Source organism: Pseudomonas fluorescens (genome assembly GCF_019212185.1).
Classification (GTDB): domain Bacteria; phylum Pseudomonadota; class Gammaproteobacteria; order Pseudomonadales; family Pseudomonadaceae; genus Aquipseudomonas.
Genome location: NZ_CP078138.1, coordinates 445,922 through 470,761 on the forward strand (window position 1 = coordinate 445,922; position 24,840 = coordinate 470,761).

The 24,840-nt window shown below is 61.0% G+C and carries 24 protein-coding genes; 7 read left to right on the forward strand and 17 right to left on the reverse strand.

What is annotated here, in order from left to right; all coding sequences use genetic code 11:
* Window positions 1–16: 16 nt before the first annotated feature.
* The 8 genes from KW062_RS01905 to KW062_RS01940 form a co-directional block, all read right to left on the reverse strand.
* A complete protein-coding gene (locus KW062_RS01905) occupies window positions 17–277 on the reverse strand; it encodes a hypothetical protein (protein ID WP_027617255.1) in 261 nt (86 codons plus the stop codon).
* A 62-nt stretch (window positions 278–339) separates the two neighbouring features.
* Entirely contained in the window at window positions 340–1,176 is an 837-nt protein-coding gene (tauD, locus tag KW062_RS01910) for a taurine dioxygenase (RefSeq protein ID WP_027617256.1), read from the reverse strand.
* Between the two features lie 67 nt (window positions 1,177–1,243).
* Entirely contained in the window at window positions 1,244–2,077 is an 834-nt protein-coding gene (tauC, locus tag KW062_RS01915) for a taurine ABC transporter permease TauC (protein ID WP_105754112.1), read from the reverse strand.
* Window positions 2,074–2,868, reverse strand: coding sequence for a taurine ABC transporter ATP-binding subunit (tauB, locus tag KW062_RS01920; protein ID WP_027617258.1), 795 nt, complete (start codon window positions 2,866–2,868; stop codon window positions 2,074–2,076). Before tauB ends, tauC begins: the two co-directional genes overlap by 4 nt.
* A gap of 15 nt (window positions 2,869–2,883) precedes the next feature.
* Window positions 2,884–3,861 (reverse strand): taurine ABC transporter substrate-binding protein, encoded by a 978-nt coding sequence (gene tauA / locus KW062_RS01925; protein ID WP_105754111.1) that lies wholly within the window; start codon window positions 3,859–3,861, stop codon window positions 2,884–2,886.
* Between the two features lie 228 nt (window positions 3,862–4,089).
* On the reverse strand, window positions 4,090–5,673 hold the full coding sequence (gshA, locus tag KW062_RS01930) for a glutamate--cysteine ligase (protein ID WP_027617260.1): 1,584 nt from the start codon (window positions 5,671–5,673) through the stop codon (window positions 4,090–4,092).
* Between the two features lie 196 nt (window positions 5,674–5,869).
* Complete coding sequence (locus tag KW062_RS01935) at window positions 5,870–6,253, reverse strand: PaaI family thioesterase (RefSeq protein WP_051550482.1); 384 nt, start codon at window positions 6,251–6,253, stop codon at window positions 5,870–5,872.
* Window positions 6,253–8,577: a Tex family protein gene (locus KW062_RS01940; protein WP_105754110.1), complete on the reverse strand. Its 2,325-nt coding sequence runs from the start codon at window positions 8,575–8,577 to the stop codon at window positions 6,253–6,255. Before KW062_RS01940 ends, KW062_RS01935 begins: the two co-directional genes overlap by 1 nt.
* A gap of 361 nt (window positions 8,578–8,938) precedes the next feature.
* Between KW062_RS01940 and ompR the strand changes: the two genes are divergently transcribed.
* A complete protein-coding gene (ompR, locus tag KW062_RS01945) occupies window positions 8,939–9,682 on the forward strand; it encodes an osmolarity response regulator transcription factor OmpR (protein ID WP_027617262.1) in 744 nt (247 codons plus the stop codon).
* A 108-nt stretch (window positions 9,683–9,790) separates the two neighbouring features.
* Window positions 9,791–11,104, forward strand: coding sequence for an ATP-binding protein (locus tag KW062_RS01950; RefSeq protein ID WP_027617263.1), 1,314 nt, complete (start codon window positions 9,791–9,793; stop codon window positions 11,102–11,104).
* A gap of 112 nt (window positions 11,105–11,216) precedes the next feature.
* On the opposite strand, the gene rimK is transcribed toward KW062_RS01950, so the two are convergent.
* Together rimK and rimB are read right to left on the reverse strand one after the other, a co-directional pair.
* Window positions 11,217–12,122, reverse strand: coding sequence for a 30S ribosomal protein S6--L-glutamate ligase (rimK, locus tag KW062_RS01955; RefSeq protein ID WP_010214091.1), 906 nt, complete (start codon window positions 12,120–12,122; stop codon window positions 11,217–11,219).
* Window positions 12,119–12,601: a retropepsin-like aspartic endopeptidase RimB gene (gene rimB, locus KW062_RS01960; RefSeq protein WP_027617264.1), complete on the reverse strand. Its 483-nt coding sequence runs from the start codon at window positions 12,599–12,601 to the stop codon at window positions 12,119–12,121. The genes rimK and rimB overlap by 4 nt, the downstream gene beginning before the upstream one ends.
* A 220-nt stretch (window positions 12,602–12,821) precedes the next feature.
* Here rimB and KW062_RS01965 point away from each other — a divergent pair, with 220 nt between their 5' ends.
* Window positions 12,822–13,226 (forward strand): RNA-binding S4 domain-containing protein, encoded by a 405-nt coding sequence (locus tag KW062_RS01965; RefSeq protein ID WP_027617265.1) that lies wholly within the window; start codon window positions 12,822–12,824, stop codon window positions 13,224–13,226.
* A gap of 48 nt (window positions 13,227–13,274) precedes the next feature.
* Here KW062_RS01965 and KW062_RS01970 read toward each other — a convergent pair whose 3' ends face one another.
* A complete protein-coding gene (locus KW062_RS01970) occupies window positions 13,275–14,075 on the reverse strand; it encodes a phosphatase PAP2 family protein (RefSeq protein WP_105754109.1) in 801 nt (266 codons plus the stop codon).
* Window positions 14,076–14,175: 100 nt separating this feature from the next.
* On the opposite strand from KW062_RS01970, the gene hslO reads away from it, so the two are divergent.
* The gene (hslO, locus tag KW062_RS01975; protein WP_027617267.1) at window positions 14,176–15,078 is read left to right on the forward strand and encodes an Hsp33 family molecular chaperone HslO; all 903 of its coding nucleotides are present in this window, start codon (window positions 14,176–14,178) and stop codon (window positions 15,076–15,078) included.
* Window positions 15,079–15,257: 179 nt separating this feature from the next.
* Entirely contained in the window at window positions 15,258–16,799 is a 1,542-nt protein-coding gene (locus KW062_RS01980; protein ID WP_027617268.1) for a phosphoenolpyruvate carboxykinase, read from the forward strand.
* Window positions 16,800–16,859: 60 nt separating this feature from the next.
* On the opposite strand, the gene KW062_RS01985 is transcribed toward KW062_RS01980, so the two are convergent.
* The 3 genes from KW062_RS01985 to KW062_RS01995 all read right to left on the reverse strand — a co-directional run bounded on the left by KW062_RS01985 (window position 16,860) and on the right by KW062_RS01995 (window position 17,959).
* Complete coding sequence (locus KW062_RS01985; RefSeq protein ID WP_105754108.1) at window positions 16,860–17,213, reverse strand: DUF1493 family protein; 354 nt, start codon at window positions 17,211–17,213, stop codon at window positions 16,860–16,862.
* A gap of 66 nt (window positions 17,214–17,279) precedes the next feature.
* A complete protein-coding gene (locus tag KW062_RS01990) occupies window positions 17,280–17,576 on the reverse strand; it encodes a hypothetical protein (RefSeq protein WP_027617270.1) in 297 nt (98 codons plus the stop codon).
* A 98-nt stretch (window positions 17,577–17,674) separates the two neighbouring features.
* Entirely contained in the window at window positions 17,675–17,959 is a 285-nt protein-coding gene (locus tag KW062_RS01995) for a hypothetical protein (protein ID WP_027617271.1), read from the reverse strand.
* A 386-nt stretch (window positions 17,960–18,345) separates the two neighbouring features.
* On the opposite strand from KW062_RS01995, the gene KW062_RS02000 reads away from it, so the two are divergent.
* Together KW062_RS02000 and KW062_RS02005 are read left to right on the forward strand one after the other, a co-directional pair.
* Complete coding sequence (locus KW062_RS02000; protein WP_105754107.1) at window positions 18,346–20,295, forward strand: RecQ family ATP-dependent DNA helicase; 1,950 nt, start codon at window positions 18,346–18,348, stop codon at window positions 20,293–20,295.
* A gap of 87 nt (window positions 20,296–20,382) precedes the next feature.
* A complete protein-coding gene (locus KW062_RS02005) occupies window positions 20,383–20,811 on the forward strand; it encodes an acyl-CoA thioesterase (RefSeq protein WP_027617273.1) in 429 nt (142 codons plus the stop codon).
* Between the two features lie 53 nt (window positions 20,812–20,864).
* Here KW062_RS02005 and KW062_RS02010 read toward each other — a convergent pair whose 3' ends face one another.
* From KW062_RS02010 to fdhD, 3 genes are all read right to left on the reverse strand, one after another.
* Complete coding sequence (locus tag KW062_RS02010; RefSeq protein WP_105754106.1) at window positions 20,865–21,359, reverse strand: glycine zipper domain-containing protein; 495 nt, start codon at window positions 21,357–21,359, stop codon at window positions 20,865–20,867.
* A 199-nt stretch (window positions 21,360–21,558) separates the two neighbouring features.
* Window positions 21,559–23,907 carry an FdhF/YdeP family oxidoreductase gene (locus KW062_RS02015; protein ID WP_027617275.1) on the reverse strand — a complete coding sequence of 783 codons (2,349 nt, stop codon included), beginning with the start codon at window positions 23,905–23,907 and terminating at the stop codon, window positions 21,559–21,561.
* Window positions 23,904–24,743 carry a formate dehydrogenase accessory sulfurtransferase FdhD gene (fdhD, locus tag KW062_RS02020; protein ID WP_105754105.1) on the reverse strand — a complete coding sequence of 280 codons (840 nt, stop codon included), beginning with the start codon at window positions 24,741–24,743 and terminating at the stop codon, window positions 23,904–23,906. The genes KW062_RS02015 and fdhD overlap by 4 nt, the downstream gene beginning before the upstream one ends.
* Between the last annotated feature and the right edge of the window lie 97 nt (window positions 24,744–24,840).

A 24,840-nucleotide genomic window follows, 5' to 3' on the forward strand; every position in this document is an offset into this window, starting at 1 on the left:
CGAGTGCCGGGGCTGCTCAGGTGTTGGCCGTCAAGGCCATGTACAGCACCAGGGTGGCCACCGGTACGGCAAACACCATGCACCCGGTCATCAGTTCGTCGCGCAGCGAGCGCTCGGCGATTTTCACGCCAATGGCGCCGTTGATCGTCGTCAGCGCCAGCCACAGCAGGATGAAACTGTAGGTCCGGACCTCGGGCGTGAAGCCCAGTTGCTGGCCGATGAATAGCATCAGCGCCAGCAGAATCAGGCCGAACGCGATGATGATGGTGGTGTGCATGGGCGAGCGCTCCTGTGCCGTCTAACGAGCATAGGCGGCGTTCAGGCGCACAGTCCGAAAAGTTAGAACGGCACGTCGCCCAACACCGTGGCGCGGTGCATCACCCGGCGTGCCGGACGGTAATCGTCAACGGCAAAATGCTGGGTCACCCGGTTGTCCCAGAAAGCCACGTCATGAGTTTGCCAGCGCCAGCGGATGGTGAACTCCGGGCGGGTGGCGTGGGCGAACAATAGCTTGAGGACCGACTCGCTTTCGGTCTCCGACAGCTCGTTGATGCGGGTGGTGAAGCCCTCATTGACGAACAGCGATTTACGTCCGCTCACTGGATGGGTGCGGATGACCGGGTGCGACAGTGGCGGATTTTTCTTGCGCGTGGCTTCCCACTGGGCGAGGGCTAGCGGGGTACTGCCAAAGCGCTCCAGCGGGAAGGATTTGACGAAGTCGTGGGTCGCGGTCAGGCCCTGCAGCAAACTCTTGAACGGCTCGGACAACGCCTCATAGGCGGCAATGCCACTGGCCCACAAGGTATCGCCACCAAACTCGGGCAACAGCTTGGCACTGAGCACCGCCCCTAACGCCGGAGTCGGCAGGAAGGTCACGTCGGTGTGCCACACGGCATTGTCGCGCACGTCGGTTTCGGCGGTGTCGAGGATCAGCACTTCCGGCTGTTCCGGGACGTTAGGGTAGATCGGGTGAATGTGCAGGTCACCAAAGTTGGCGGCGAACCGCGCCTGCTGTTCCGGGGTGACGGGCTGATCACGGAAGAACAGCACTTGATGCTTGAGCAGGGCTTGCTCGATGGTGTCGCGTTGTTCGACGTTCAGCGGCTGGGCAATGTCGACGCCGCCGATCTGCGCGCCGAGGGCACTGCTGAGTGGGGTGATGGTCAGGCTGCTCATGGGATTCTCTTCATTACAAACCGTAGGAGCGAGCCGGCTCGCTCCTACAAGGGGGGCAGGGTGCAACTCAATGGCTCTGGCCGTGCCAGGGCACCAGCTTGCGTTGCAGGGCGCGCAGGCCCATTTCCATGGCAAAGGCGATCAGCGCGATCACCAGGATCCCTAGCACCACTACATCGGTGACCAGGAACTGCGCCGCCGACTGCACCATGAAGCCGAGGCCGCTGGTGGCGGCGATCAGTTCGGCGGCGACCAGGGTCGACCAGCCGACACCCAGACCGATGCGCACGCCGGTTAAAATGTCCGGCAGGGCGCTGGGCAGAATCACATGGCGGATCAACTGGCTGCGGGTGGCGCCCAGTGACTGCGCGGCGCGCAATTTCGCCGGGTCAACGGTGCGCACCCCGGTCGCGGTTGCGATGGCAATAGGGGCGAAGATCGCCAGGTAAATCAGCAGCACCTTGGACAGCTCGCCGATACCGCACCAGATCACGATCAACGGCAGGTAGGCCAGTGGCGGAATCGGCCGGTAGAACTCAATCAGCGGATCGAGCACGCCACGGGCGATACGGTTGTGGCCGATGGCAATACCCACCGGCACTGCGGTCAGTACCGCAAAGCCGAGGCCCAGGCCGATACGTTGGAGACTGGCGGCGAGGTGCTGCCACAGTGTCGAGTCCATGTAGCCGCTGGTCGCCAGCATCCAGCCTTTTTGCACAACGGCCGAGGGCGGCGGCAGGAACAGCGGTTCGATCAGGCCGGTGGCGGTCACCGCCCACCACAGGGCAATCAGGCTGATCAGCGTCAGGATGCTGATCCAGCGAATACTCAGGCTGCGTCGGCCCGGGCGCGATGGGGCTGTGGTCGGCGCCGCTGCGCTGCTGATTTCATAAGTGCTCATGCGCGCTCCTGCCGCTGGGCGGCGCTGCGTTGCGAGAACACACGGGCCAGGACGTGCTCGCGGGTTTCGATAAAACGTGGGTCGGATTTGATCGCGCGGGCCGATTCGCCGGCGGCATAGCGCTGGCCGAAATCCAGTTGCAGCCGTTCGACGATCTGTCCAGGATTGGGCGCCAGCAGAATCAGGTCAGTGGCGAGGAACACCGCTTCTTCGATGTCGTGGGTAATCAAAAACACTGGCTTGCAAGTGCGCCGCCAGACTTGCAGGAGCAACTCCTGCATCTGTTCGCGGGTGAAAGCGTCGAGAGCGCCGAAAGGTTCGTCCATCAGCAACACACGTGGATCGGCGGCCAGGGCGCGCGCCAGGCCGACGCGCTGTTTCTGCCCGCCGGAAAGCTGCCAGATACGCCGACTGTCATAGCCGGCGAGGTCGACCAGGGCGAGCATTTCCCGGGCGCGGGCCTCACGTTGCGCACGGGGTATTCCGGCCAGTTCCAGACCGAAAGCAACGTTGGCCAGAACATCCTGCCAGGGCAGTAAGGCGTCGTCCTGAAACACGACGCCGCGTTCGGCGCTCGGGCCTTTGACCTGTACCTCATCCAGAGTGATCCGCCCGGCGCTGGGTTCGACGAAGCCGGCGATCAGGTTCAACAGCGAGGTCTTGCCACTTCCGGATGGGCCGAGGGCGACCAGCAGTTGCTGAGGCCCCAGGGTCAGGGAAATATCCGCCAGTACCGGTTCCGGGTTACCTGGGTACTGTGCGCTGATGCGCTCCAGTTGTAGCAAGGCCATCGCAGGGTGCTCCGATCAGTTGGGGATGAACTTGGCGCTGACGTACGGCGCGTAGTCCGGCAGGACGGCCTCGACCTTGCCTTGTTCCTTGAGGAATGCGGCGGTGTCGGTGATGGCTTTGGTGGTCGGCGCGCCGAGGCTGATGACCTGGTCAGCGGCCAACGGGTAGACGTTGCCCTGCAACAGCAGCGGGATATCGCTGGCCTTGGCGCCGGAAAGTTTCACCAGCTTGTCGACGTTGCCTTGATTGGTCAGCCAGGCTTGTGGGTCTTTGCGGTAATCGGCGTAGGCATCGAGGGTGACCTTGGCGAAAGCGCTGACGATCTCCGGGTGTTTCTCTGCGAAGTCTTTGCGCACGATCCAGGCATCGAAGGTCGGCGCGCCGAATTTGGCCAGTTCACCGGAAGTGATCAGCACCTTGCCGTTTTCCTTGGCGACGCCCAGCGCTGGGTCCCAGACGTAAGTGGCGTCGATGTCACCGCGTTTCCACGCAGCGATGATTGCAGGAGGGGCGAGATTGAGCACGGTGACTTTCGACGGGTCGATGTTCCAATGCTTGAGCGCGGCCAGCAGGCTGTAGTGACCGGTGGAGACAAAGGGCACGGCGATTTTCTTGCCGATCAGGTCTTGCGGGGTGTTGATCCCGGCACCGTCACGAGCAACCAGCGCTTCAGCGGCGCCGATCTGGGTGGCAATGAGGAAGGTCTGCACCGGTACTTTGCGGGTAATGGCGGCGGTCAGCGGGCTGGAACCGAGGTAACCGATCTGCACATCGCCCGAGGCGATGGCAGTGATCACGTCAGCACCGTTGTCGAATTTGCGCCAGTCAATCTTGGCATGGGTGGCTTTTTCATAGCTGCCGTCGGCCTGGGCCACTTTGGCCGGATCAACGGTGGTCTGGTAGGCGACGGTGAAGTCTGCCGCTTGAACGAAGAAGCTTGCAGCCGCCAGGGACGCGGCCGCCAGGAGGCGTAGGGGGAAGTGTCGTTTCATGATCGAGGTCTCATCAGGCGGCCGGGGTTTCGGCGAGTAATGAGACTAAATGATCTAAGAATCCGAAAATAAATAACCTTTTCGAATTAGCTTATGTGAGGAAGTTTTTCAGGAAGGTCCGCTGTGCTGTCTTCGCGGGCAACCGCAAGCGCGAGACCGCTCCCACAGGTCCACTGTAAGCCTGTGGGAGCGGTCTCCCGCGATAAAGGTCCGCAGGACCTTCAACCGCTAGTTGCTGATCGCCAGGATGCTCGCCTGGTACGAACCGACAAACACATCGAAGTCACCGACTTCGTTCTGTTCCAGCTCGCTTTGCTGTTGCAGTGAAGTGCGCGCCAGTTCTTCGAACTTGGCCTGCTCCTCAGCCGGCAACGGCTCGCTGCGGAAGAACTCGGCGTGGGCCTCGCTCTGGTGCAGGGAGAATTGGGCGAAGCTCTGCTGGTGCTGCTTCATCGCCGCCAGCACCTGGGCAGACGGGGTCAACGACGAATCGCGAACCTTCGCCAACTGTGCATCGAGGGCCTGACTGTGGGCGTCGCCGCCATGGCTCTGGTCCAGTAAAGCCGCCAGCGGTGCGATGTTTTCCAATAGCTCGCTGGCCCAGTCCTTGAGGTCCACTGACTGACCGTCACGCTGCAATTGCAGGCCCGGACGGCGGCCTTCCTTGACCACGCTGAGGAAGTTCGAGGTGGCGTTACTGCAGGTGTCGCCGGTCAGCAGCGGGCTGTCGTTCAACGCGCAATACAGCAGGAAGGCGTCGAGGAAGCGCGCTTGCGGCAGGTCGATGCCCAGCGGCAGGAACGGGTTGATGTCCAGCAGGCGCACTTCGACGTACTGAATGCCCCGGGCCATCAGCGCCTGGATCGGCCGCTCGCCGGTGTAGGTCACGCGTTTCGGGCGGATGTTGGAGTAGTACTCGTTTTCGATCTGCAGGATGTTGGTGTTGAGTTGCACCCACTCACCGTCCTTGTGCGTGCCGACTTCGACGTAGGGCGGGTACGGCGTGGCGACGGCCTTGCGCAGGCTGTCGGTGTAGCTGTTCAGGTCGTTGTAGCACGGCGTCAGGCCGGCCTGGGCGTTGCTCTGGTAACCCAGGTCGCTCATGCGCAGGCTGGTGGCGTAGGGCAGGTACAGGGTGTCGGCGTCCAGTTGCTCCAACTGATGCGCACGACCGCGCAGGAAACCGGCGTCGAGTGCCGGCGAGGCGCCGAACAGGTACATCAGCAGCCAGCTGTAGCGGCGGAAGTTGCGGATCAGGGCAATGTAGGCGACCGACTGATAATCGCGGTCGCTGCCAACGAAACCTTCTTCCTGCTTGAGCAGGGGCCAGAGCTTTTCCGGCAGCGAGAAGTTGTAGTGAATCCCGGCAATGCACTGCATGGTCTTGCCGTAGCGCAGGGCCAGGCCCTTGCGGTACACGTACTTGAGCTGCCCGATATTGGAGGTGCCGTAGTAGGCGATCGGGATGTCTTCCTCGGCCGGCAACGGGCACGGCATCGATGGACTCCACAGGTACTCGTTGCCGAGTTTGCTGTAGGCAAAGCGATGAATGCTGTCCAGGCTCGCCAGGGTGTCGGCCGGGTCGGGCAGGGCGGGCGTGATGAACTCCAGCAGCGACTCGGAATAGTCGGTGGTGATCTGTTCGTTGGTCAGCGCGGAACCCAGACTTTCAGGGTGCGGCGTTTGCGCCAGGCGACCTTCCTCGGTCACGCGCAGGCATTCACGTTCAATTCCGTGAAGACACTGCTCGAGCAGAGAGAGGTGGGCGCGCTCGCCGAGCAGAGCCAGGCGGCGGTTGAGAAGTTCGCTCAAGTTGGATTCCTTCACGCGTCAGTCGCCCCAATATGGGGGTGGGCCGGACGGTCTACAAGGGTGAAGTAGAAACTGGCGTTTTCGCCTTGTTTTTCGACTCATCAAAACCATTGTGGGAGCGAGCAGGCTCGCTCCCACAGAAAATCCCGGTGCTGCGGTCACAGCACCGAAATTAACCCAAATTGATGACGGCTAGCTACAGGACAGCGAACGTGCCTTGTGCTTTTGCGACCAATTTGTCGCCCTGGGTCACATCGGCCTCGACCACCAGCGTGCGCCGGCCGGGGTGAATTACCCGGGCCGTGCACAGCACCTCGCCGTCGGCGACGGCGCGGATGTAGTTGATCTTGCACTCGATGGTCGCGCTCTGCTGGTCAAAACCATGGGAACTGGAACAGGCCAGCCCCATGGCAATGTCCACCAGGCTGAACAGGGCACCGCCGTGCAGTTTCCCGGCACGGTTGCGCAGCTCCGGCACCCACTCCAGGGCCACTTGTGCAACCCCGGTTTCGAGGCTGTGCAAGCGGCAACCCAGCAACTTGAAAAAGGCGCTTTCGGTGTACCCGGCAGGGACTTCCATCAGCGCTTCTTCAACTGTTTGGCGTTGGCGAACAGCGAAGCCATCGCGTTGTTGCTCGGTGCTGCCGCCGTGGTTTCCTTGCGTGGCGCGTTGCCCTGCGATTGACGGGGCGCCGAGCCAGGACGGGCACCACGGGCACCGTCGACCTTCTCGCCCGGGGTGTCGCTCATGCGCATCGACAGACCCACGCGTTTGCGTGGGATGTCGACTTCCATGACCTTGACCTTGACCACGTCGCCGGCCTTCACCGCTTCACGCGGGTCCTTGATGAACTTCTCGGATAGCGCGGAGATATGTACCAAACCGTCCTGATGCACGCCGATATCGACGAAGGCACCAAAGGCCGTCACGTTGGTTACCACACCTTCCAGAATCATCCCCGGTTGCAGGTCCTTGAGGTCTTCGACGCCTTCCTGGAACTCGGCGGTCTTGAACTCGGGGCGCGGATCGCGGCCGGGTTTATCCAGCTCTTGCAGAATGTCGGTGACCGTCGGCAAGCCGAAGGTTTCGTCGGTGTACTTTTTCGGGTCCAGGCGCTTGAGGAAACCGCTGTCGCCGATCAGCGAGCGAATGTCGCGATCGGTCTCGGCGGCAATGCGCTGCACCAGCGGGTAGGCTTCCGGGTGAACCGCGGACGAGTCCAGCGGATTGTCGCCATTCATCACGCGCAGGAAGCCGGCGGCCTGTTCGAAGGTTTTTTCACCCAGGCGTGCGACTTTTTTCAGCGCTGCACGGGTTTTGAACGCGCCATGTTCGTCACGGTGACTGACGATATTCTGCGCCAGGGTCGCGTTGAGCCCGGAGATGCGTGCCAGCAGCGCCACGGACGCAGTGTTGACGTCGACGCCGACGGCGTTCACGCAGTCTTCGACGACTGCATCCAGGCCGCGCGCCAGTTTCAGCTGCGACACGTCATGCTGGTACTGGCCAACACCAATGGATTTCGGATCGATTTTCACCAGCTCGGCCAGTGGATCCTGCAAGCGACGGGCAATCGACACCGCGCCACGGATCGACACGTCGAGGTCGGGGAACTCCTTGGACGCCAACTCGGACGCCGAATACACCGAAGCACCGGCCTCGGAGACCATGACTTTGGTCATTTTCATCGCCGGGTATTTCTTGATCAGGTCGGCGGCCAGCTTGTCGGTTTCCCGGCTGGCGGTGCCGTTGCCGATGGCGATCAGGTCGACGGAGTGCTTGGCGCACAGGGCCGCGAGCACGGCGATGGTCTGGTCCCACTTGTTGTGCGGCACGTGCGGGTAGACCGTGGCGTGGTCGAGCAGCTTGCCGGTGGCGTCGACCACCGCGACCTTGCAGCCGGTACGCAGGCCCGGGTCGAGGCCCAGGGTGGCGCGTGGACCGGCCGGAGCCGCCAGCAGCAGGTCATGCAGGTTGTGGGCGAAGACGTTGATCGCCTCGGCTTCGGCGCCATCGCGCAGTTCGCCCAGCAGATCGGTTTCCAGGTGGGTGTAGAGCTTGACCTTCCAGGTCCAGCGCACCACTTCCGACAGCCATTTGTCCGCCGGGCGATTCTGGTTGGAGATGCCGAACTGCTGGCCGATCATGCCTTCGCATGGGTGCATGGTGCCTGGCAGTTCATCGCCGACTTTCAGCGCCGAACTGAGGATGCCTTCGTTGCGCCCACGGAAAATCGCCAGCGCGCGGTGCGACGGCATGCTTTTCAGCGGTTCATCGTGTTCGAAGTAATCGCGGAACTTGGCGCCTTCCTCTTCCTTGCCGGCAATGACGCGGGCGCTGAGGGTGGCTTCCTGCTTCAGGTAGCTGCGCAGTTTGTCGAGCAGGCTGGCGTCTTCGGCGAAGCGCTCCATGAGGATGTACTTGGCGCCTTCAAGGGCAGCCTTGACGTCGGCGACACCTTTTTCGGCATCGACGAAGCGCGCCGCTTCGACATCCGGGGTCAGGCTCGGGTCGTTGAACAGACCGTCGGCCAGCTCGCCGAGGCCGGCTTCCAGGGCGATCTGGCCCTTGGTGCGACGCTTTTGCTTGTATGGCAGGTACAAGTCTTCAAGACGGGTCTTGGTGTCGGCGAGCTTGATGTCCCGTTCCAGTTGCGGGGTCAGTTTGCCCTGCTCCTGGATGCTGGCCAGGATGCTGATGCGCCGTTCGTCGAGTTCTCGCAGGTAGCGCAGGCGCTCTTCCAGATGACGCAGTTGCGTATCGTCGAGGCTGCCGGTCACTTCTTTCCGGTAGCGGGCGATGAAGGGCACCGTGGAGCCTTCATCGAGTAGCGCGACGGCCGCTTCGACCTGTTGTGGGCGGACACCGAGTTCCTCGGCGATGCGGCTGTTGATGCTGTCCATAAAACCACCTGACAAATTGTGAAAGCAGGCTCGCGGGCACAGGGATCAAGGCCCGGCGAGTCTGGTTGAGCGGCCTGGCCTGCGCCGCTACCTGGATCAAAGGCAGCCCATTGACCCGTGAAATCGAACAATTACTGCCCGGCGATGAAAAATAAAAAGTCGCCAGGGGCAGCAACGATCTGACGTTGCCTGACACAAAACGCCGCGCATTATAACCAGCGTTCCGCGCTTCGGGGGGCATCCCGACCTGTAGGCACAATGCCTGTCAGAGTGGCGGTAGAGGAAAAATCTGCTAACAATGCACACGGTACGTATAACGGCAGCTACGCCATAATGCGCGCCGAGATCAAAGGAGCATCCAATGAGCAGCACTGCACAAACTGCTGAAGGCGAAAAAATTCTTATTGTTGACGACGATCCGGGGCTGAGCAGCCTGCTGGAGCGTTTTCTCGTCGGCAAGGGTTATCGCGCCCGCACGGTGCCCAACACCGAACAGATGAACCGCCTGCTGGCACGTGAAGTGTTCAACCTGGTTGTTCTCGACGTAATGATGCCGGGCGAAGATGGCCTCACGGCCTGCGGCCGCCTGCGTAGGGAGAACAACCAGATCCCGATCATCATGTTGACCGCCAAGGGCAACGATGAGCTGAACCGTATCAAGGGCCTGGAACTGGGCGCCGACGATTACCTGCCCAAGCCATTCAACCCGGACGAACTGGTGGCGCGCGTCAAGGCCGTCCTGCGTCGCCAATCGGCTCCCGTGCCGGGCGCACCGGGTAGCGAGGACGAGAGCGTTACCTTCGGTGATTACGAGCTGTCCCTGGCGACTCGCGAGCTCAAGCGCGGCGATGAAGTGCACATGCTCACCACCGGCGAATTCGCCGTGCTCAAGGCGCTGGTGATGAACGCTCGCCAGCCGCTGACCCGCGACAAGTTGATGAACCTGGCCCGTGGCCGTGAGTGGGACGCCCTGGAGCGCTCCATCGACGTGCAGATCTCCCGCCTGCGCCGGATGATCGAGCCTGATCCATCGAAACCACGCTACATCCAGACAGTCTGGGGCGTGGGTTACGTGTTCGTTCCGGACGGTACCGCGACCAAGTGATGGGCGATTTGTAGGAGCGGGTCCGCCGGATAATGCGTTATCCGGTTGATTCGCGGTCCGCAATTCTGCGAGGCTCTCTCGCTCATGCAAAATGTGTAGCTGCCTCCCATGAAAACCCCCGTGTGGTTTCCCCAGAGTTTCTTCTCCCGCACCCTCTGGCTGGTGCTGATCGTCGTGCTGTTTTCCAAGGCGCTGACCCTGGTTTATCTGTTGATGAACGAGGACGTGCTGGTGGACCGTCAATACAGCCACGGCGTCGCGCTGACCCTGCGTGCCTACTGGGCAGCCGATGAAGACAACCGAACCAAAATTGCCGACGCCGCCGGATTGATCCGCGTGGTTGGCGCAGGCGTGCCCGAAGGCGAGCAGCACTGGCCATACAGCGAGATCTATCAGCGGCAGATGCAGGCCGAACTGGGTGGCGACACCGAAGTGCGCTTGCGCATGCACGCGCCTCCCGCCCTCTGGGTGCGGGCGCCGAGCCTCGGGGACGGCTGGCTGAAGGTGCCGCTGTATCCGCATCCGCTGCGCGGGCAGAAAATCTGGAGCGTGCTGGGCTGGTTCCTGGCCATTGGTTTGTTATCCACCGCTTCGGCGTGGATTTTCGTCAGCCAGCTCAACCAGCCACTCAAACGCCTGGTGAATGCGGCCAGGCAACTGGGCCAGGGGCGCAGTGTGCGCCTACCGATCAGTGATACGCCTAGCGAGATGGCCGAGGTGTATCGCGCCTTTAACCAGATGGCTGAGGATGTCGAGCAGGCCGGGCGTGAACGCGAGTTGATGCTGGCGGGGGTCTCCCATGACCTGCGCACGCCGCTTACTCGCTTGCGCCTGTCGCTGGAGTTGATGGGTAACCGCAGCGATCTGACGGACGATATGGTGCGCGATATCGAGGACATGGACGCGATCCTCGACCAGTTCCTCGCGTTTATCCGTGACGGTCGTGACGAGTCGGTGGAGGAGGTCGACCTCAGTGACCTGGTACGCGAGGTGGCGGCGCCCTACAACCAGAACGAAGAGCGCGTACGTCTGCGTCTGGAGCCGATCCAGCCATTTCCGCTGCGCCGGGTATCGATGAAACGCCTGCTCAACAATCTGATTGGCAACGCCTTGAACCATGCCGGTAGCGGTGTGGAGGTAGCGGCCTACGTCTCGGGCGACGTCAGCGCGCCTTACGTAGTGCTGAGCGTGCTGGACCGTGGGGCGGGCATCGATCCGTCGGAGCTGGAGGCGATCTTCAACCCGTTCACCCGTGGCGACCGCGCCCGGGGCGGCAAAGGTACCGGGCTGGGCCTGGCCATCGTCAAGCGTATTGCGGCGATGCATGGCGGCAATGTCGAACTGCGCAACCGCTCCGGTGGCGGCCTCGAAGCGCGGGTGCGATTGCCGCTGGGGCTGATGTTGCCCAGGGATGCGGTTTAAAAGCAGAGGTGAGTTTCAAGCGACAAGCTGCAAGTCAGGAGCAAAGGCAGTCCGCGCCTGGAATGAGCGACGCGTACGGCCCTTGCTTGCAGCTAAAAGCTCACAGCTGCTCTTATCCTTTTCCTTTTGTTCTGGTCATGTTCGGCCCGCCGTTTTTCTCCAGGTGCTGAATGATGATTCCCGCCACATCCTTGCCAGTGGTGGTTTCGATGCCTTCCAGGCCGGGAGACGAATTGACCTCCATGACCAGGGGGCCGTGATTGGAGCGCAGGATATCCACACCGGCCACTGACAGGCCCATCACCTTGGCGGCACGCAATGCGGTCATGCGTTCTTCCGGGGTGATCTTGATCAGACTGGCGCTACCGCCACGGTGCAGGTTGGAGCGGAATTCGCCGGGTTTGGCCTGGCGTTTCATCGCGGCGATGACCTTGTCGCCGACCACGAAGCAGCGAATGTCGGCGCCCCCCGCTTCCTTGATGTACTCCTGGACCATGATGTTCTGCTTGAGGCCCATGAACGCCTCGATCACCGACTCCGCCGCAGTCGCCGTTTCGCACAACACCACGCCAATGCCCTGGGTGCCTTCCAGGACCTTGATCACCAGTGGCGCGCCGTTGACCATATCGATCAGGTCGGGAATGTCGTCCGGGGAGTGGGCAAAGCCGGTCACCGGCAAGCCAATGCCACGGCGTGAGAGCAATTGCAGTGAGCGCAATTTGTCTCGCGAGCGGGCAATCGCCACTGATTCGTTGAGCGGGAACACCCCCATCATTTCGAACTGGCGCAAAACCGCGCAGCCATAAAACGTCACCGATGCGCCGATCCGTGGAATCACTGCGTCGAAGCCTTCCAGGGGTTTGCCCCGATAGTGGATCTGCGGCTTGTGGCTGGCGATGTTCATATAGGCGCGCAGGGTGTCGATCACCACCATCTCATGCCCGCGCTCGGTCCCGGCTTCAACCAAACGACGAGTGGAATACAGACGCGGGTTCCGCGAAAGCACAGCGATCTTCATGCAACACCTGTGGGGGAAAGATTGGACACCGGGAACACCGGCTTGTCTTGAACGTACTTGATGCCGGGATTGACGACCAGATGGCCGTCGATCAGTGCCTTGGAGCCGAGTAGCAAGCGATAACGCATGGACTTGCGGCAGGCGAGGGTGAACTCGACTCGCCATACTCGATCGCCGAGCGCCAGGGTGGTGCTGATCACGTAGCGAACCTGGGCCTGGCCGTTGGAGCTTTTGATGGTCTTGCGGGTCACCAGCGGTGCTTCGCAGCGGCGGTGCCGCAGTTGCACCACGGTGCCCAGATGCGCGGTAAAGCGCACCCATTTTTCGCCGTCGCGTTCGAAGGGTTCGATCTCCGTGGCGTGCAGGCTGGAGGTACTGGCGCCGGTGTCGATTTTCGCTCGCAGGCCGGCGACTCCCAGGTCGGGAAGGGCCACCCACTCGCGCAGACCAACAACGGTCAAATGGTCAAATGTCTTCAAATGTGCTCAGCCGGTGAGAGACCCGCTCGCCGCGCAATGCGGACGAATGAGCGGTATTCACGCAGAATAGTGGTTAAAAGGCGACAGATATCTACAGCCCGGATTGCCGGCCCTCGAACGCAGTCCGAGGAGGTCGCGCATTGTATGCTGAGCCGGTGAAAATCATGGCACGCCAGAAACGGTAGTACAGTTCAGAAATATTTCAGAATGAGGAAATCCCATGGCACAAAAAACCGAAGAGGACGACAAAGTCCGTCTCGATAAATGGTTGTGGGCGGCGCGATTCTACAAAACCCGCGCGCTGGCCAAGGCGGCCATCGAGAGTGGCAAAGTGCATTGTCGGGGTGAGCGCTGCAAGCCGGGCAAGGAGCCGCGAGTCGGTGACGAATTTCAGATTCGCGCCGGTTTCGACGAGCGCACGGTGGTCGTACAGGCCCTCTCGATTGTTCGCCGTGGCGCTCCGGAGGCACAGACCCTGTACCGCGAGACTGAGGCCAGCATCGCCAAGCGCGAGAACGCCGCAGCTTTGCGCAAGGCGGGAGCCCTGGGCGTCAGCACCGATGGCAAGCCAAGCAAGAAACAACGTCGTGACCTGTTCAAATTCCAGGGCAGCACCCAGGACTGAACAGCCAGGATCGCGACCTGTCGATGCGATCCTGGCGTAAGGCTGTGGTCAGGCGCTACGCACCACGCTCATCCGGGAAATCACCGGTAATGCGCCCAGCAACTTGAAAAGTGGTGCCGTCAGCCGCATTAACAGTTCCGACGCCTTGGCGGCGAATGGGGTGTAGTAGCCCCAACCCAGGGCCCAGACCGCCAGCAACAAGCCGCCGATGTAGTCGTCCTGGCCCCAGTGTGCCCCCGCCACCAGGCGCGGCAGCATGAACACGACGGCCAGGCCCCAGATCACCAGCCGTTGCCCGAGGGTGCGGCTGAACAGGCCCATGAACAGGGCCCAGATAATCAGTACGGACGCATGATCGCCAGGGAAGCTCTGACTGGAGCGGTCCTTGAGCTCCCAGGTTTTTTCCAGGCCCGGGAAGTAGTCGCTCATTTGTACAGCGCCGGCGATCACCATCGACGGGCTCTGATGCTGCCAGCCCAGGTGGGCGGCGACTTTGGAGAACAGCGTGCGGATCACCAGCATCAACAGCAGGATGGCGAAGAAACCGAAGAAAGCCCGGCGCACATCACTGGCTTTGAACACCCAGTTGCCGCGTATCAGCAGCGCCAGGAGGATGACGCCGACTATTGCGTCGAAGGGGCGCAGACTGGCGATTGCCCAGATATGCAGCCAGCTGGCACTGGTCGCCAGCGGATCGTTGAGCAGATGAAAAAGCCATTCGTCGAAAATTACACACAGCATTTGTCCCGCAGGCCATAACCAGAAACTCAGTAAAGCGAGCGGGATCAAATTACACAGCGTCAATCGGCCGAGGTTCCACCTTGCTTGGAACAGACTCGGATTGTTCATAAAATGCCTCCCATGGCAAAAAATCACGCACCAAAATAGTGCGATGCCGTGATTTTCAGCCCTTGGACATATTTTGTCATTACTTCAGATACCTAGACCTATGACTGATCTACCGGATACCGACTTCACCCAACGCTTCATCTTCGATGACAGCGACACCCGCGGCGAGCTCGTTGCGTTGGAGCGTAGCTACGCCGAAGTCCTCGCCAAACACCCCTACCCGGAGCCGGTTGCGCAGTTGCTCGGCGAACTGATGGCGGCTGCTGCGTTGCTGGTCGGCACCCTCAAGTTCGATGGCCTGCTGATTCTCCAGGCGCGTTCCGAAGGGCCGATTCCGCTGCTGATGATCGAGTGTTCCAGCGAGCGTGAAATCCGTGGTCTGGCGCGCTATGACGAAGCGAAGATTGCTGCAGGCGCGACACTCGCCGACATGATGCCGGAAGGCTCGTTGACCTTGACCGTCGACCCGCAACACGGCCAACGCTACCAGGGCGTCGTCGATCTGGATGGTGAAACCCTGTCCGATTGCTTCACCAACTACTTCGTCATGTCCCAGCAGATTGGCACGCGCATTCAGCTGTGCGCCGACGGCCGTCGCGCCCGCGGCATGCTGCTGCAGCAACTGCCGGCCGATCGCCTGAAGGATGAAGAAGATCGCGCCGCCAGTTGGCAGCATCTGACGGCCCTGGGCGGCACGCTGAAGGCAGACGAGCTGTTGAGCCTGGACAACGAAACCGTTCTGCATCGCCTGTATCACGAAGAGCAGGTACGCCTGTTCGATGTGCAGAAGTTGCGTTTCCATTGCAGCTGTTCGCGTCAGCGTTCGGGCAATGCATTGGTCAGCCTGGGGCAGGAAGATGCTCAGGCATTGGTCGTCGAACATGGTGGCAACATCGAGATCGATTGCCAGTTCTGCAACCAGCGCTACCTGTTCGATTCGGCCGATATCGCTCAATTGTTCTCCGGAGCGGGCGTGGATACGCCATCGGATACTCGGCACTAAAACGCTTCAGCACAGGTGAATTCACTGCTTTGCGCCGGATTTGCGCCGTACTGACGGGAGGACTCTACTCTTTTCAGGCTTTTCTGGCATAATCCGGCCCACTTTTTTCACGGTAGTAGTGCAGGACTTTCTACTACAAAACGTTCGGAGCACTCGGCCAATGGCCGACGGGGAACCTCATGACGCAAGCCAATAACGCCGTGTACACCGATCTGAGTGTTGATGATCTGGTTAAAGAAGCCCTCAATCGTGGTGAAGGCGAGCTTGCCGATACTGGCGCACTGGTAGTTCGCACCGGTCACCGTACCGGCCGTTCGCCAGTTGACCGTTTCATCGTTGAAGAGCCAAGCACTCAGGATGCCATCGCTTGGGGCCCAATCAACCGCAAGTTCCCGGCCGACAAGTTCGATGCCCTGTGGGACCGCGTTGAAGCGTTCAACAACGCTCAAGAGCATTTCGTTTCCCATGTGCATGTAGGTGCGGCAGCGGACCACTACCTGGCCGTGAAGATGACCACCCAGACTGCCTGGCAGAATCTGTTCGGTCGTTGCCTGTTCATCAACCCGGCCCAGTACAACCCGGCTGGCCGTGAAGAGTGGCAAATCCTCAACGTTGCCAACTTCGAGTGCGTGCCAGAGCGTGACGGTACTAACTCCGACGGCTGCGTGATCCTCAACTTCGCGCAGAAGAAAGTGCTGATTGCCGGCATGCGCTACGCCGGTGAAATGAAGAAAGCCATGTTCTCGGTGCAGAACTTCCTGCTGCCGGCTGCCGACGTACTGCCAATGCACTGCGCCGCCAACATCGGTGAAGAGGGTGACGTGACCCTGTTCTTCGGTCTGTCCGGCACTGGCAAGACCACCCTGTCGGCTGACGAAAGCCGTTACCTGATCGGTGACGACGAGCACGGTTGGGGCGAAGGCGTTGTCTTCAACATCGAAGGCGGCTGCTACGCCAAGTGCATCGACTTGTCCGAGAAGAACGAGCCGGTCATCTGGAAAGCCATCAAGCACGGTGCGGTCCTGGAAAACGTCGTTATCGATGATGCCAAGCACGCCGACTACAACGATGTCAGCCTGACCCAGAACAGCCGTGCGGCGTACCCGCTGGAGCACGTTGCCAAGCGTTCGGAAGCGAACCTGGGTGGCGAGCCGAACGCGGTGATCTTCCTGACTTGCGACCTGACCGGCGTCCTGCCGCCCGTGTCGATCCTCAACGAAGAACAAGCGGCCTACCACTTCCTGTCCGGCTACACCGCTCTGGTGGGCTCGACTGAAATGGGTTCGGGCAGCGGCATCAAGTCGACCTTCTCCACCTGCTTCGGCGCTCCGTTCTTCCCGCGTCCGGCTGGTGAATACGCTGAACTGCTGATCAAGCGCATCCGCGGTTTCAACTCCAAGGTCTACCTGGTCAACACTGGCTGGACCGGTGGCGGCTATGGTTCGGGCAAGCGTTTCAGCATCCCGACTACCCGTGCAGTGATTGCAGCGATCCAGAGCGGCGCACTGGTCGGTGCAGAGACCGAGCACCTGGGCACCATCAACCTCGACGTGCCAAAAGCCGTGCCGGGTGTTGAGACCGAGCTGCTGAACCCGCGCACCACCTGGGCTGACAAAGCTGCCTACGACGAAGCCGCCAAAGCACTGGCTGGCCTGTTCATCGAGAACTTCAAGAAGTTCGACGTGAGCGACGCGATCAAGGCTGCGGGTCCGCAGTTGTAAGCGTTAGTCTGATGCACTGAAAAAACCGCCTTTCGAGGCGGTTTTTTTTCGCCTGCATCATTACAGGCGCTCCAGTTCTGCGGTATCCCAGTGCTGGGTCTTGATCAGTTGATAAAGCATGCCAATGGTCATCGGCAGCTTTTCGCCACGACCCTTGGCGCGGCGTTTGAGCGACAGGTCCTGGCCTTCGGGGTGGAAGTAGCGATGGCTGTCGAAGTCATTCAGATCGACATCGAACTGTTCTTCCAGGGCTTCCATCAACTGCCGGGCGTCGGCGCCGTCACAGCCAAGGTCGAAATTGACGCAGGTGCCGAGGCTGATGGTTTTGCGTTCGGGCAGGCCGAGCTCTTCGTGCAGCAGCTGCATGAGCAGGTGCATGGGGCGGTCGTCGGGGAAGTGGGGAGCGAGATTCATGGTGCTATCCGTCCGGGGTAAGGCTGGATGGTAGAGCGTGGTGAGGCCGGGTGCAAAGCCTGGTCGTCAGCTCGAGGCCTGCCAGTCGAGCAAGCGCTGCTGGGCGACTTGCAACAGGTCGCGGCCGTCCAGCGTCAGCAGGCGCAGGGCACGGGTGAGATGGGAGATGTCCTTGATGTCTGCGTGGCTGAAGGATTGGCGGTGCAGGGCGTCGAGCAGGTCGCTGGCAGCGCGGATGCGTTGCAGAGCGACCTCCAGGATGTCCTGTGGATCGGCTTCGGTGTCGATCAGCAGAATCGGGGTGTCGCCCAGGTTGCTGCGCAGCGCTCGGCGGCGGGTGATGAACGGGTCCAGCGTGGCCACTGAAAGCTTCCTTTGGTCCGACATTGAGTAGAGTGAATCATTCTTGCGGAAATGATCGAGTCTGGCACGGTCAGTTTTTCGTCTGGTTATGACTGTTTTCAGGGTGTTGATAGTTGCTGCTGAACTACATCCAGCAAGTCGCTGCCATCCTGGGTCAGCAGGTATAACGCACTGACGACATGTGCCAGGTCCTTGCCGTCAGCCTGGTTGAAGCACAGGCAGTAGAGGGTTTCCAATAGCTCGCTGGCGGCGCGGACGCGTTGCTGGGCGGCCTCAAGCAAATCTAGGCTGTTGGCCTGGGTATCGATGACGAGTACCGGGGCATCGCCCGCGTTTGCTGTCAGGGGCTTATAGCGCTCGTTGGGAGGCGTCAGGCTTGTCATGTGCAGGGTTCCGGGAAGCGTTCGCCAACTATAGGGAGTGGCGCCGGAGCGCGGCAATACGGTGTATGTGGACGGCTCCTGTAGGGGATTTACGGGCTATTCAGATCTTGGCCTACAGGACTTTCAATGTGTTTTTTTGTCGGGCGGCAACCACTCGGGTTTCCCACGTTCATGTGGGTTACTGTGCGCAATACGCTGCGCTAATCCAGTCAGGTTGAGTCAGGCATTTCTTGGTGATGTGCCAGATTATTCAAGGCCCATGCAACGCGGGCGGTGGGACTTTCTCCCTGTATCATCCGGAATCTTTTTGACCCCGAGCTTTTCTCGACGTGTTGCGTTCGCCCGCTAGGCTTTCGACACCGCAGCCGTCAACGGAGTGACCGCATATGCACCACACCCTCCAACAGGTCTTTGGTTATCCACAGTTTCGTCCCGGCCAGGAGGCAGCGATCAGTGCAGTTCTGGCCGGGCGTTCGGCGGCGGCGATTTTCCCCACCGGCTCTGGCAAATCCTTGTGTTATCAATTGTCGGCTCTGCTGTTGCCGCATCTGACGCTGGTGGTCTCGCCGTTGCTGGCGTTGATGCAGGATCAACTGGCGTTTCTGCAGCGCCACGGGATTACCGCCGGCAGTATCGATTCGGCGCAGAGCCGTGACGACGCCAATGAGGTGATGGCACGGGCGCGCAGCGGTGAGCTGAAGATCCTGATGATTTCCGTGGAGCGCCTGAAGAACGAGCGCTTCCGGCACTTCCTTCAGCAAGTACCTATTTCTTTGCTGGTGGTGGACGAGGCGCACTGCATCTCAGAATGGGGGCATAATTTTCGTCCGGATTACCTGAAGCTGCCGGACTACCAGCGCCAGTTCAACATTCCTCAGACCTTGCTGTTGACCGCCACCGCCACGCCGCAGGTGATTGCCGACATGCAGGAAAAATTCGCCATTGACGCTGGCGATGTGGTGACCACCGGTTTCTACCGACCCAACCTCAACTTGCTGGTTGAACCCGTGCGCGGCCAGGACAAGCGTCGCCGTCTGTTGGAGTGGATGAGCCCGCGTGCCGGGCAACCGAGCATCGTCTATGTCACCTTGCAGAAAACCGCCGAGCAGATTGCCGAGCACCTGACCCGCAACGGGCTCGAGGCGCAGGCTTATCACGCTGGATTGCCCCACGAGCAGCGCGAGGCGATCCAGCGTCGATTCATGGCCGGGGAGTCCAATTGCATCGTCGCCACCATCGCCTTCGGCATGGGGATCGACAAGAGCGATATCCGTAACGTGGTGCATTTCGACCTGCCGAAATCGATCGAAAACTACAGCCAGGAAATCGGCCGCGCCGGACGTGACGGACTCCCCTCCGATTGCCTGGTGCTGGCCAATCGCGACAGCCTGAATGTCCTGGAAAACTTTGTGTATGGCGACACACCGGAACTGGATGGCATCCGCCATGTGCTGGATGAGTTACTGGCGGCCGCGCCGGACGCACAGTGGGAATTTTTGCTGGGGCCGCTGGCCGATCACAGCAATATCCGTCAGTTGCCGCTCAAGACCTTGCTGGTGCAGCTTGAATTGAAGCGCTTGATTGCGCCGCGTTATGCCTACTTTGCCGAGTACCGGTTCAAATACCTGCTGGAGCCGGAGGATTTGCTCGCGCGGTTCGAGGGCGAGCGCCGGGAATTTGTCCGGGCCATCATCCAGACTTCCGATCGTAAGCGAACCTGGGCCACGGTGAATTTCGACGCGCTGTATTTGCAGCATCAGGCGGAGCGCAGCCGGGTGGTCAAGGCTCTGGATTACTTCCAGGAAAAGGGGTGGGTAGAACTGGAAAGCAAACAGATGACCGAGGTCTACAGCCTGCTGCAGGGTGACTTCGATGCGCGAGCAGTGAGTCTGGAGTTGTTTGCCTACTTCACCCGACACGAATGCACGGAAATTGCCCGCATCCACGCGATGCTCGATCTGTTCGCGACCGAGCGCTGCCTCGGCCAGCGCCTGGCGCACTACTTCGGCGACGACAAGGCTCCCGAACATTGCGGACATTGTTCGGTGTGCCTGGGGCAGGTCGCTCATTTGCCACCGCCGCCCAAATTGCCGGCGCTTGTGGAGAAAAACTTTGATGCCTTATGTGGCGATTTTATCCACAAGCACCAAAGCCACTGCGGCCAGGCGCCTGGCGCGGAGCGACTGACGCGCTTCCTCTGCGGAATCAGCGTGCCGCTGTTTACCCGGCTCAAGGCCAGGGCAATTCCGGGGTTCGCGGCGCTGGAGGACTATCCCTATGCCGAAGTGCGGGCCTGGGCCCAGAGCCATCTGGCGGCCAGTGCATCCAGCGGCTGAATGGCGGCCATCAGGGTTATCCCTTCAAAAAGCGTGGCGGCCTGACTATGGTGATCGCTGGATGCCCATTCATTGCCAGGAAACTCCATGACCGACCGCATGCCGCAACGCTCCGACTACCAACACTTCCAACCGATCATTACGCGTTGGCACGACAACGATGTCTACGGACATGTGAACAACGTGACCTACTACAGCTTCTTTGACACGGCGGTGAACACCTACCTGATCGAAGTCGGTGGCCTGGATATCCATGACGGTGAGGTGGTCGGCTTCGTGGTCAGTTCGGCCTGCGATTACTTTGCCTCGATTGCCTTTCCCGAGCGCATCGAGATCGGCTTGCGCGTCGGCAAGCTGGGCAACAGTTCGGTGCAGTACGAATTGGCGGTGTTCAAGGCGGGAGAGGAGGACGCCTGCGCGGCAGGGCGCTTTGTTCACGTGTTTGTCGATCGGTCGTCGAATCAGCCAGTGCCGATTCCTGACCAGTTGCGCGAGGCGTTGCAGCGGCTGGTGTAACGAAAAATCGCAGCCCGAGGGCTGCGATTTTCGTTTGGCAATTCACTGATTCATCAGTCGCGATAGTGGCGATGCTTGTGCTTGCGATGCCCGTAGGCATGACCGCGGCCCGGGTGGCCGTCACGGTAGTAGCGACGGTCGTCACGACCACCGCGGTAGCGACGGCCGTCATCACGGTCTTCGTCGTCGTACTTGTTACCCATGTAGTTACCCAGTGCACCACCGGCACCACCACCGGCAGCGGCGCCGATCAGGCTGCCGGTGCTGCCACCGACACTGCGGCCCACCACGTTGCCGCCTGCCGCGCCGAGCGCGCCGCCGATGGCTGCTTCGCCACGGCTGTGTTTGTTGGCACCCACCGCACTACCACCCGCACCGCCCAGTGCGGCACCAATGGTCGAGCCGGTATTGCCGCCCAGCGACTGACCGACGACTGAGCCGAGAACCCCGCCCAATGCGCCGCCCACACCTGCTTCAGTGGTGCCTCCAGCTGACGCGACGCCACTGATCAGGCCAAGGGACAACAAGAGAATCGAGGAGAACTTCATAGAGGAGCCTCAAAGGGATGACGAGGCGATCCTGAGGCTGTGACAGCATCGTTACAATCGGAATCCGACGAGTAACACGACTTGTGCACAATTAGCTAAGTTATTGTTTTATAGAGGGAACTTAATGGATTTTCGCAGGTCTATGGTTACTTGAGACAGGCCGCTTTCCCCATAAAGCGGCCTTTTTTGTGGGCGATGTTTACGCCGATTTGCTGAGGATCAAGCCATTGTCGCTGGCCGCTTCCAGGCGGATCGCGACGAATTTCGAGGTCGGCGTATGGCTGCCATCGCCGATGCTTTCCAGTGGCACCAGCGGGTTCACTTCCGGGTAATAGGCGGCTGCCTGTCCTGCCGGAATGTCGAACGCCAGCAGCGTGAAGCCCTTCACTCGCCGCTCCACGCCATCGTCCCACAGCGATACGATATCGGCCTTCTGTCCTGGCTTGAAGCCCAGGCGAATGATGTCGGCTTCGTTGACGAACAGCACATCGCGCTGACCCTTGACCCCCCGGTAACGATCATTGAGGCCATAGATGGTGGTGTTGTACTGATCGTGGGAACGCATTGATTGCATGATCAGGTCCGGCGACTGTCCTGTTGCGCGGGTACGTTCGTGGATCAGGTCGAGGGGCAGGCTATTGGGGCGGAAATTGGCGCGGCCGGAAGCGGTGTTCCAGCGTCGCTCACCGGCGCTGTTGCCCAGGTAGAAGCCACCCGGATGCTGGATCTTCTGGTTGAAGTCCTTGAAGGCCGGAATGGTCTCGGCGATCAACTCGCGGATGCGTCGGTAATCGCCCACCAGCCAATTCCAGTCCACCGGCGTGTCGCCCAGAGTAGCGGCGGCGATACCCGCGATGATGGCGGGTTCCGAGCGCATTTGCCGGGACAGCGCGTCCAACTGGCCATTAGAGGCATGCACCATGCTGAACGAGTCTTCTACCGTCACCGCTTGTGCGCCTTCGGTTTGCAGGTCGATGTCCGTGCGCCCGAGGCACGGCAGGATCAACGCATCCTTGCCGTGGGCCAGGTGGCTGCGGTTGAGCTTGGTGCTGATTTGTACCGTCAGCTCGCAGTTGCTCAAGGCCTGGAAGGTGCGCGGGCTGTCCGGTGTGGCCTGGGCGAAATTGCCGCCGAGGGCGATGAACACTTTCGAACGCTTTTCGAGCATCGCGTGAATGGCTTCGACCACGTTGTGGCCGTTGTCCCGTGGCACCTTGAACTGGAAGCGTTTCTCCAGCGCATCGAGAAACGCCGCCGGTGGCCGCTCGTTGATGCCCATGGTGCGGTCGCCCTGCACGTTACTGTGGCCGCGCACCGGGCACAGGCCGGCGCCGGGGCGGCCGATGTTGCCGCGCAGCAGCATCAGGTTGGCGATTTCCTGGATGGTCGCCACTGAATGACGATGTTGGGTGATGCCCATCGCCCAGCACATGATCACCTTCTTGCCGGTGACATACATGCGTGCTGCTTGCTCGACTTCCACCAGGCTCAGGCCGGATTGCTGGATGATCTGCTCCCACGGGGTGTCATCGACGACGGCCAGGTAGTCCAGCAGATTGACGCTGTGCTCATTGAGAAAGGCGTGATCGAACACTGCCGGCGCGCCAGCCTTTTGCGCATCGCGTTCCCATTGCAGAAGGAACTTGGCCATGCCGCGCATCAGCGCCATGTCGCCGCCCAGTGCCGGGCGCAGGTACGCGGTGTTGGTCGGCTTGTCGCCGTTGGTGAGCATTTCGATTGGCTTCTGCGGATTCTGGAAGCGTTCCAGACCACGTTCCTTGAGCGGGTTGATGCACACCACTTGCGCGCCGCGCTTCACTGCTTCGCGCAGCGGTTCAAGCATGCGTGGGTGGTTGGTGCCGGGGTTCTGGCCCCAGACGAAAATCGCATCGGCATGCTCGAAGTCGGCGTAGGTCACGGTGCCTTTGCCGACGCCCACACTCTGCGACAGCGCCACACCACTGGCCTCATGGCACATGTTCGAACAGTCGGGGAAGTTGTTGGTGCCATAGGCGCGCACAAACAATTGATAGAGGAACGCCGCTTCGTTGCTCGCCCGGCCCGAGGTGTAGAACTCGGCCTGATTGGGGCTCGACAGACCGCGCAAGTGTTTGGCGATCAGGGCAAAGGCAGCGTCCCAGCTGATTGGCTGGTAGCGGTCGGTCTCGGCGTCGTAGCGCATGGGTTCGGTGATGCGGCCCTGGTATTCAAGCCAGTAGTCGCTCTGCGCCAGCAGCGAGGTGACGCTGTGTTTGGCGAAGAACGCCGGATCAACCCGACGCTTGGTGGCTTCCCAGTTGACGGCCTTGGCGCCGTTTTCGCAGAACATCACCATGCCGCCTTCCAGCGAGTCGCCCCAGGCGCAACCCGGACAGTCGAATCCGCCGTTCTTGTTGGTCTTGAGCATCATCCGCAGGTTTTTCAGCGCGTTGTCGCTGGTCAACCAGGCCTGGGCAACGCTTTTCAGCGCGCCCCAGCCACCGGCCGGACCTTTGTAGGGTTTGTAACGCGGAACGGGTGTCTGGTCGGCTTGACGGTGTTGGCTCACGCTTGATTCTCCGACGCCGGGCTGTAGACCCGTGGGGCGTTTTTCTGTGGCAAATGGATGAGATTGAGGTTGTGTCGACGCGCCCATTGCACGGCCAGGCCGGTGGGCGCCGACAGGCTGACCAGAGTCTGGATGCCGGCGCGCAGCGCTTTCTGGATCAATTCCAGGCTGCAGCGGCTGGTGACGATCGCCAGCCCGCCGGCGGTCGGGATGTTCTGCCGGGCCAGGGCGCCGATCAGCTTGTCGAGGGCGTTGTGTCGGCCGATGTCTTCACGGCCCAGCAGCAACTCGCCACGTTCGTTCATGAACACCGCCGCATGCACGGCGCCGCAGTGCTGGCCCAAAGGTTGGAAGGCGCTGATGCGCTGGCGCAGACCGTCGAGCCACTGCGCGGGCGGCAAGGGCGCGCCGGGTAATACTTCGAGTTGGGGCAGGGCCTGTTCCACCGCCTCGACCCCACACAGTCCGCAACCGCTGGTCCCGGCCAATTGCCGACGCTGGCGCTTGAGCTGCCAGAACGCGCGGCTGGCGATATTGACCTGAGCGTATTGCGCCGAGCCACTGCCGCTGAGCTGAATGTCGTAGATGTCCGCCAGCTCACTGACAATACCGCTGCCCAGACTGAAGCCGACAATGAAGTCCTGCAGATCGCTGGGGGTCACCAGCATCACCGCCTGGCTGATGCCGTTGTAGGCGATGGCCAGCGCCACTTCCTCCGCCAGCGCAGTGTCGGCGGATTCGTCGCGATCCAGGTTGCAGTACTGGTAGTTCTGACTGGCGGCGGGCGCGGCCGTTTCGGCGGCGGGCGCCGCGCAGGTCGGGCGCTTGGTATTCATGGGGCGTTACCGGCGGCGGTTTATCCAGCTTCCAGCCTATGCGCGACAAAGTGTCGCGTCTAATTGCTATTACTGATCTACCGATAGATGGCGTCGA

Bases quoted from the DNA above. Each gene is read 5' to 3' on its own strand.
- KW062_RS01905 (WP_027617255.1), bottom strand. From the start codon at position 277: ATGCACACCACCATCATCATCGCGTTCGGCCTGATTCTGCTGGCGCTG.
- tauC (WP_105754112.1), bottom strand. From the start codon at position 2,077: ATGAGCACTTATGAAATCAGCAGCGCAGCGGCGCCGACCACAGCCCCA.
- hslO (WP_027617267.1), top strand. From the start codon at position 14,176: ATGACTGATCTACCGGATACCGACTTCACCCAACGCTTCATCTTCGAT.
- KW062_RS01970 (WP_105754109.1), bottom strand. From the start codon at position 14,075: ATGAACAATCCGAGTCTGTTCCAAGCAAGGTGGAACCTCGGCCGATTG.
- rimK (WP_010214091.1), bottom strand. From the start codon at position 12,122: ATGAAGATCGCTGTGCTTTCGCGGAACCCGCGTCTGTATTCCACTCGT.
- KW062_RS01940 (WP_105754110.1), bottom strand. From the start codon at position 8,577: ATGGACAGCATCAACAGCCGCATCGCCGAGGAACTCGGTGTCCGCCCA.
- KW062_RS01950 (WP_027617263.1), top strand. From the start codon at position 9,791: ATGAAAACCCCCGTGTGGTTTCCCCAGAGTTTCTTCTCCCGCACCCTC.
- KW062_RS01965 (WP_027617265.1), top strand. From the start codon at position 12,822: ATGGCACAAAAAACCGAAGAGGACGACAAAGTCCGTCTCGATAAATGG.
- KW062_RS02000 (WP_105754107.1), top strand. From the start codon at position 18,346: ATGCACCACACCCTCCAACAGGTCTTTGGTTATCCACAGTTTCGTCCC.
- KW062_RS02005 (WP_027617273.1), top strand. From the start codon at position 20,383: ATGACCGACCGCATGCCGCAACGCTCCGACTACCAACACTTCCAACCG.
- KW062_RS01980 (WP_027617268.1), top strand. From the start codon at position 15,258: ATGACGCAAGCCAATAACGCCGTGTACACCGATCTGAGTGTTGATGAT.
- tauD (WP_027617256.1), bottom strand. From the start codon at position 1,176: ATGAGCAGCCTGACCATCACCCCACTCAGCAGTGCCCTCGGCGCGCAG.
- ompR (WP_027617262.1), top strand. From the start codon at position 8,939: ATGAGCAGCACTGCACAAACTGCTGAAGGCGAAAAAATTCTTATTGTT.
- KW062_RS02010 (WP_105754106.1), bottom strand. From the start codon at position 21,359: ATGAAGTTCTCCTCGATTCTCTTGTTGTCCCTTGGCCTGATCAGTGGC.
- tauB (WP_027617258.1), bottom strand. From the start codon at position 2,868: ATGGCCTTGCTACAACTGGAGCGCATCAGCGCACAGTACCCAGGTAAC.
- KW062_RS01985 (WP_105754108.1), bottom strand. From the start codon at position 17,213: ATGAATCTCGCTCCCCACTTCCCCGACGACCGCCCCATGCACCTGCTC.
- KW062_RS01995 (WP_027617271.1), bottom strand. From the start codon at position 17,959: ATGACAAGCCTGACGCCTCCCAACGAGCGCTATAAGCCCCTGACAGCA.
- fdhD (WP_105754105.1), bottom strand. From the start codon at position 24,743: ATGAATACCAAGCGCCCGACCTGCGCGGCGCCCGCCGCCGAAACGGCC.
- KW062_RS01935 (WP_051550482.1), bottom strand. From the start codon at position 6,253: ATGGAAGTCCCTGCCGGGTACACCGAAAGCGCCTTTTTCAAGTTGCTG.
- tauA (WP_105754111.1), bottom strand. From the start codon at position 3,861: ATGAAACGACACTTCCCCCTACGCCTCCTGGCGGCCGCGTCCCTGGCG.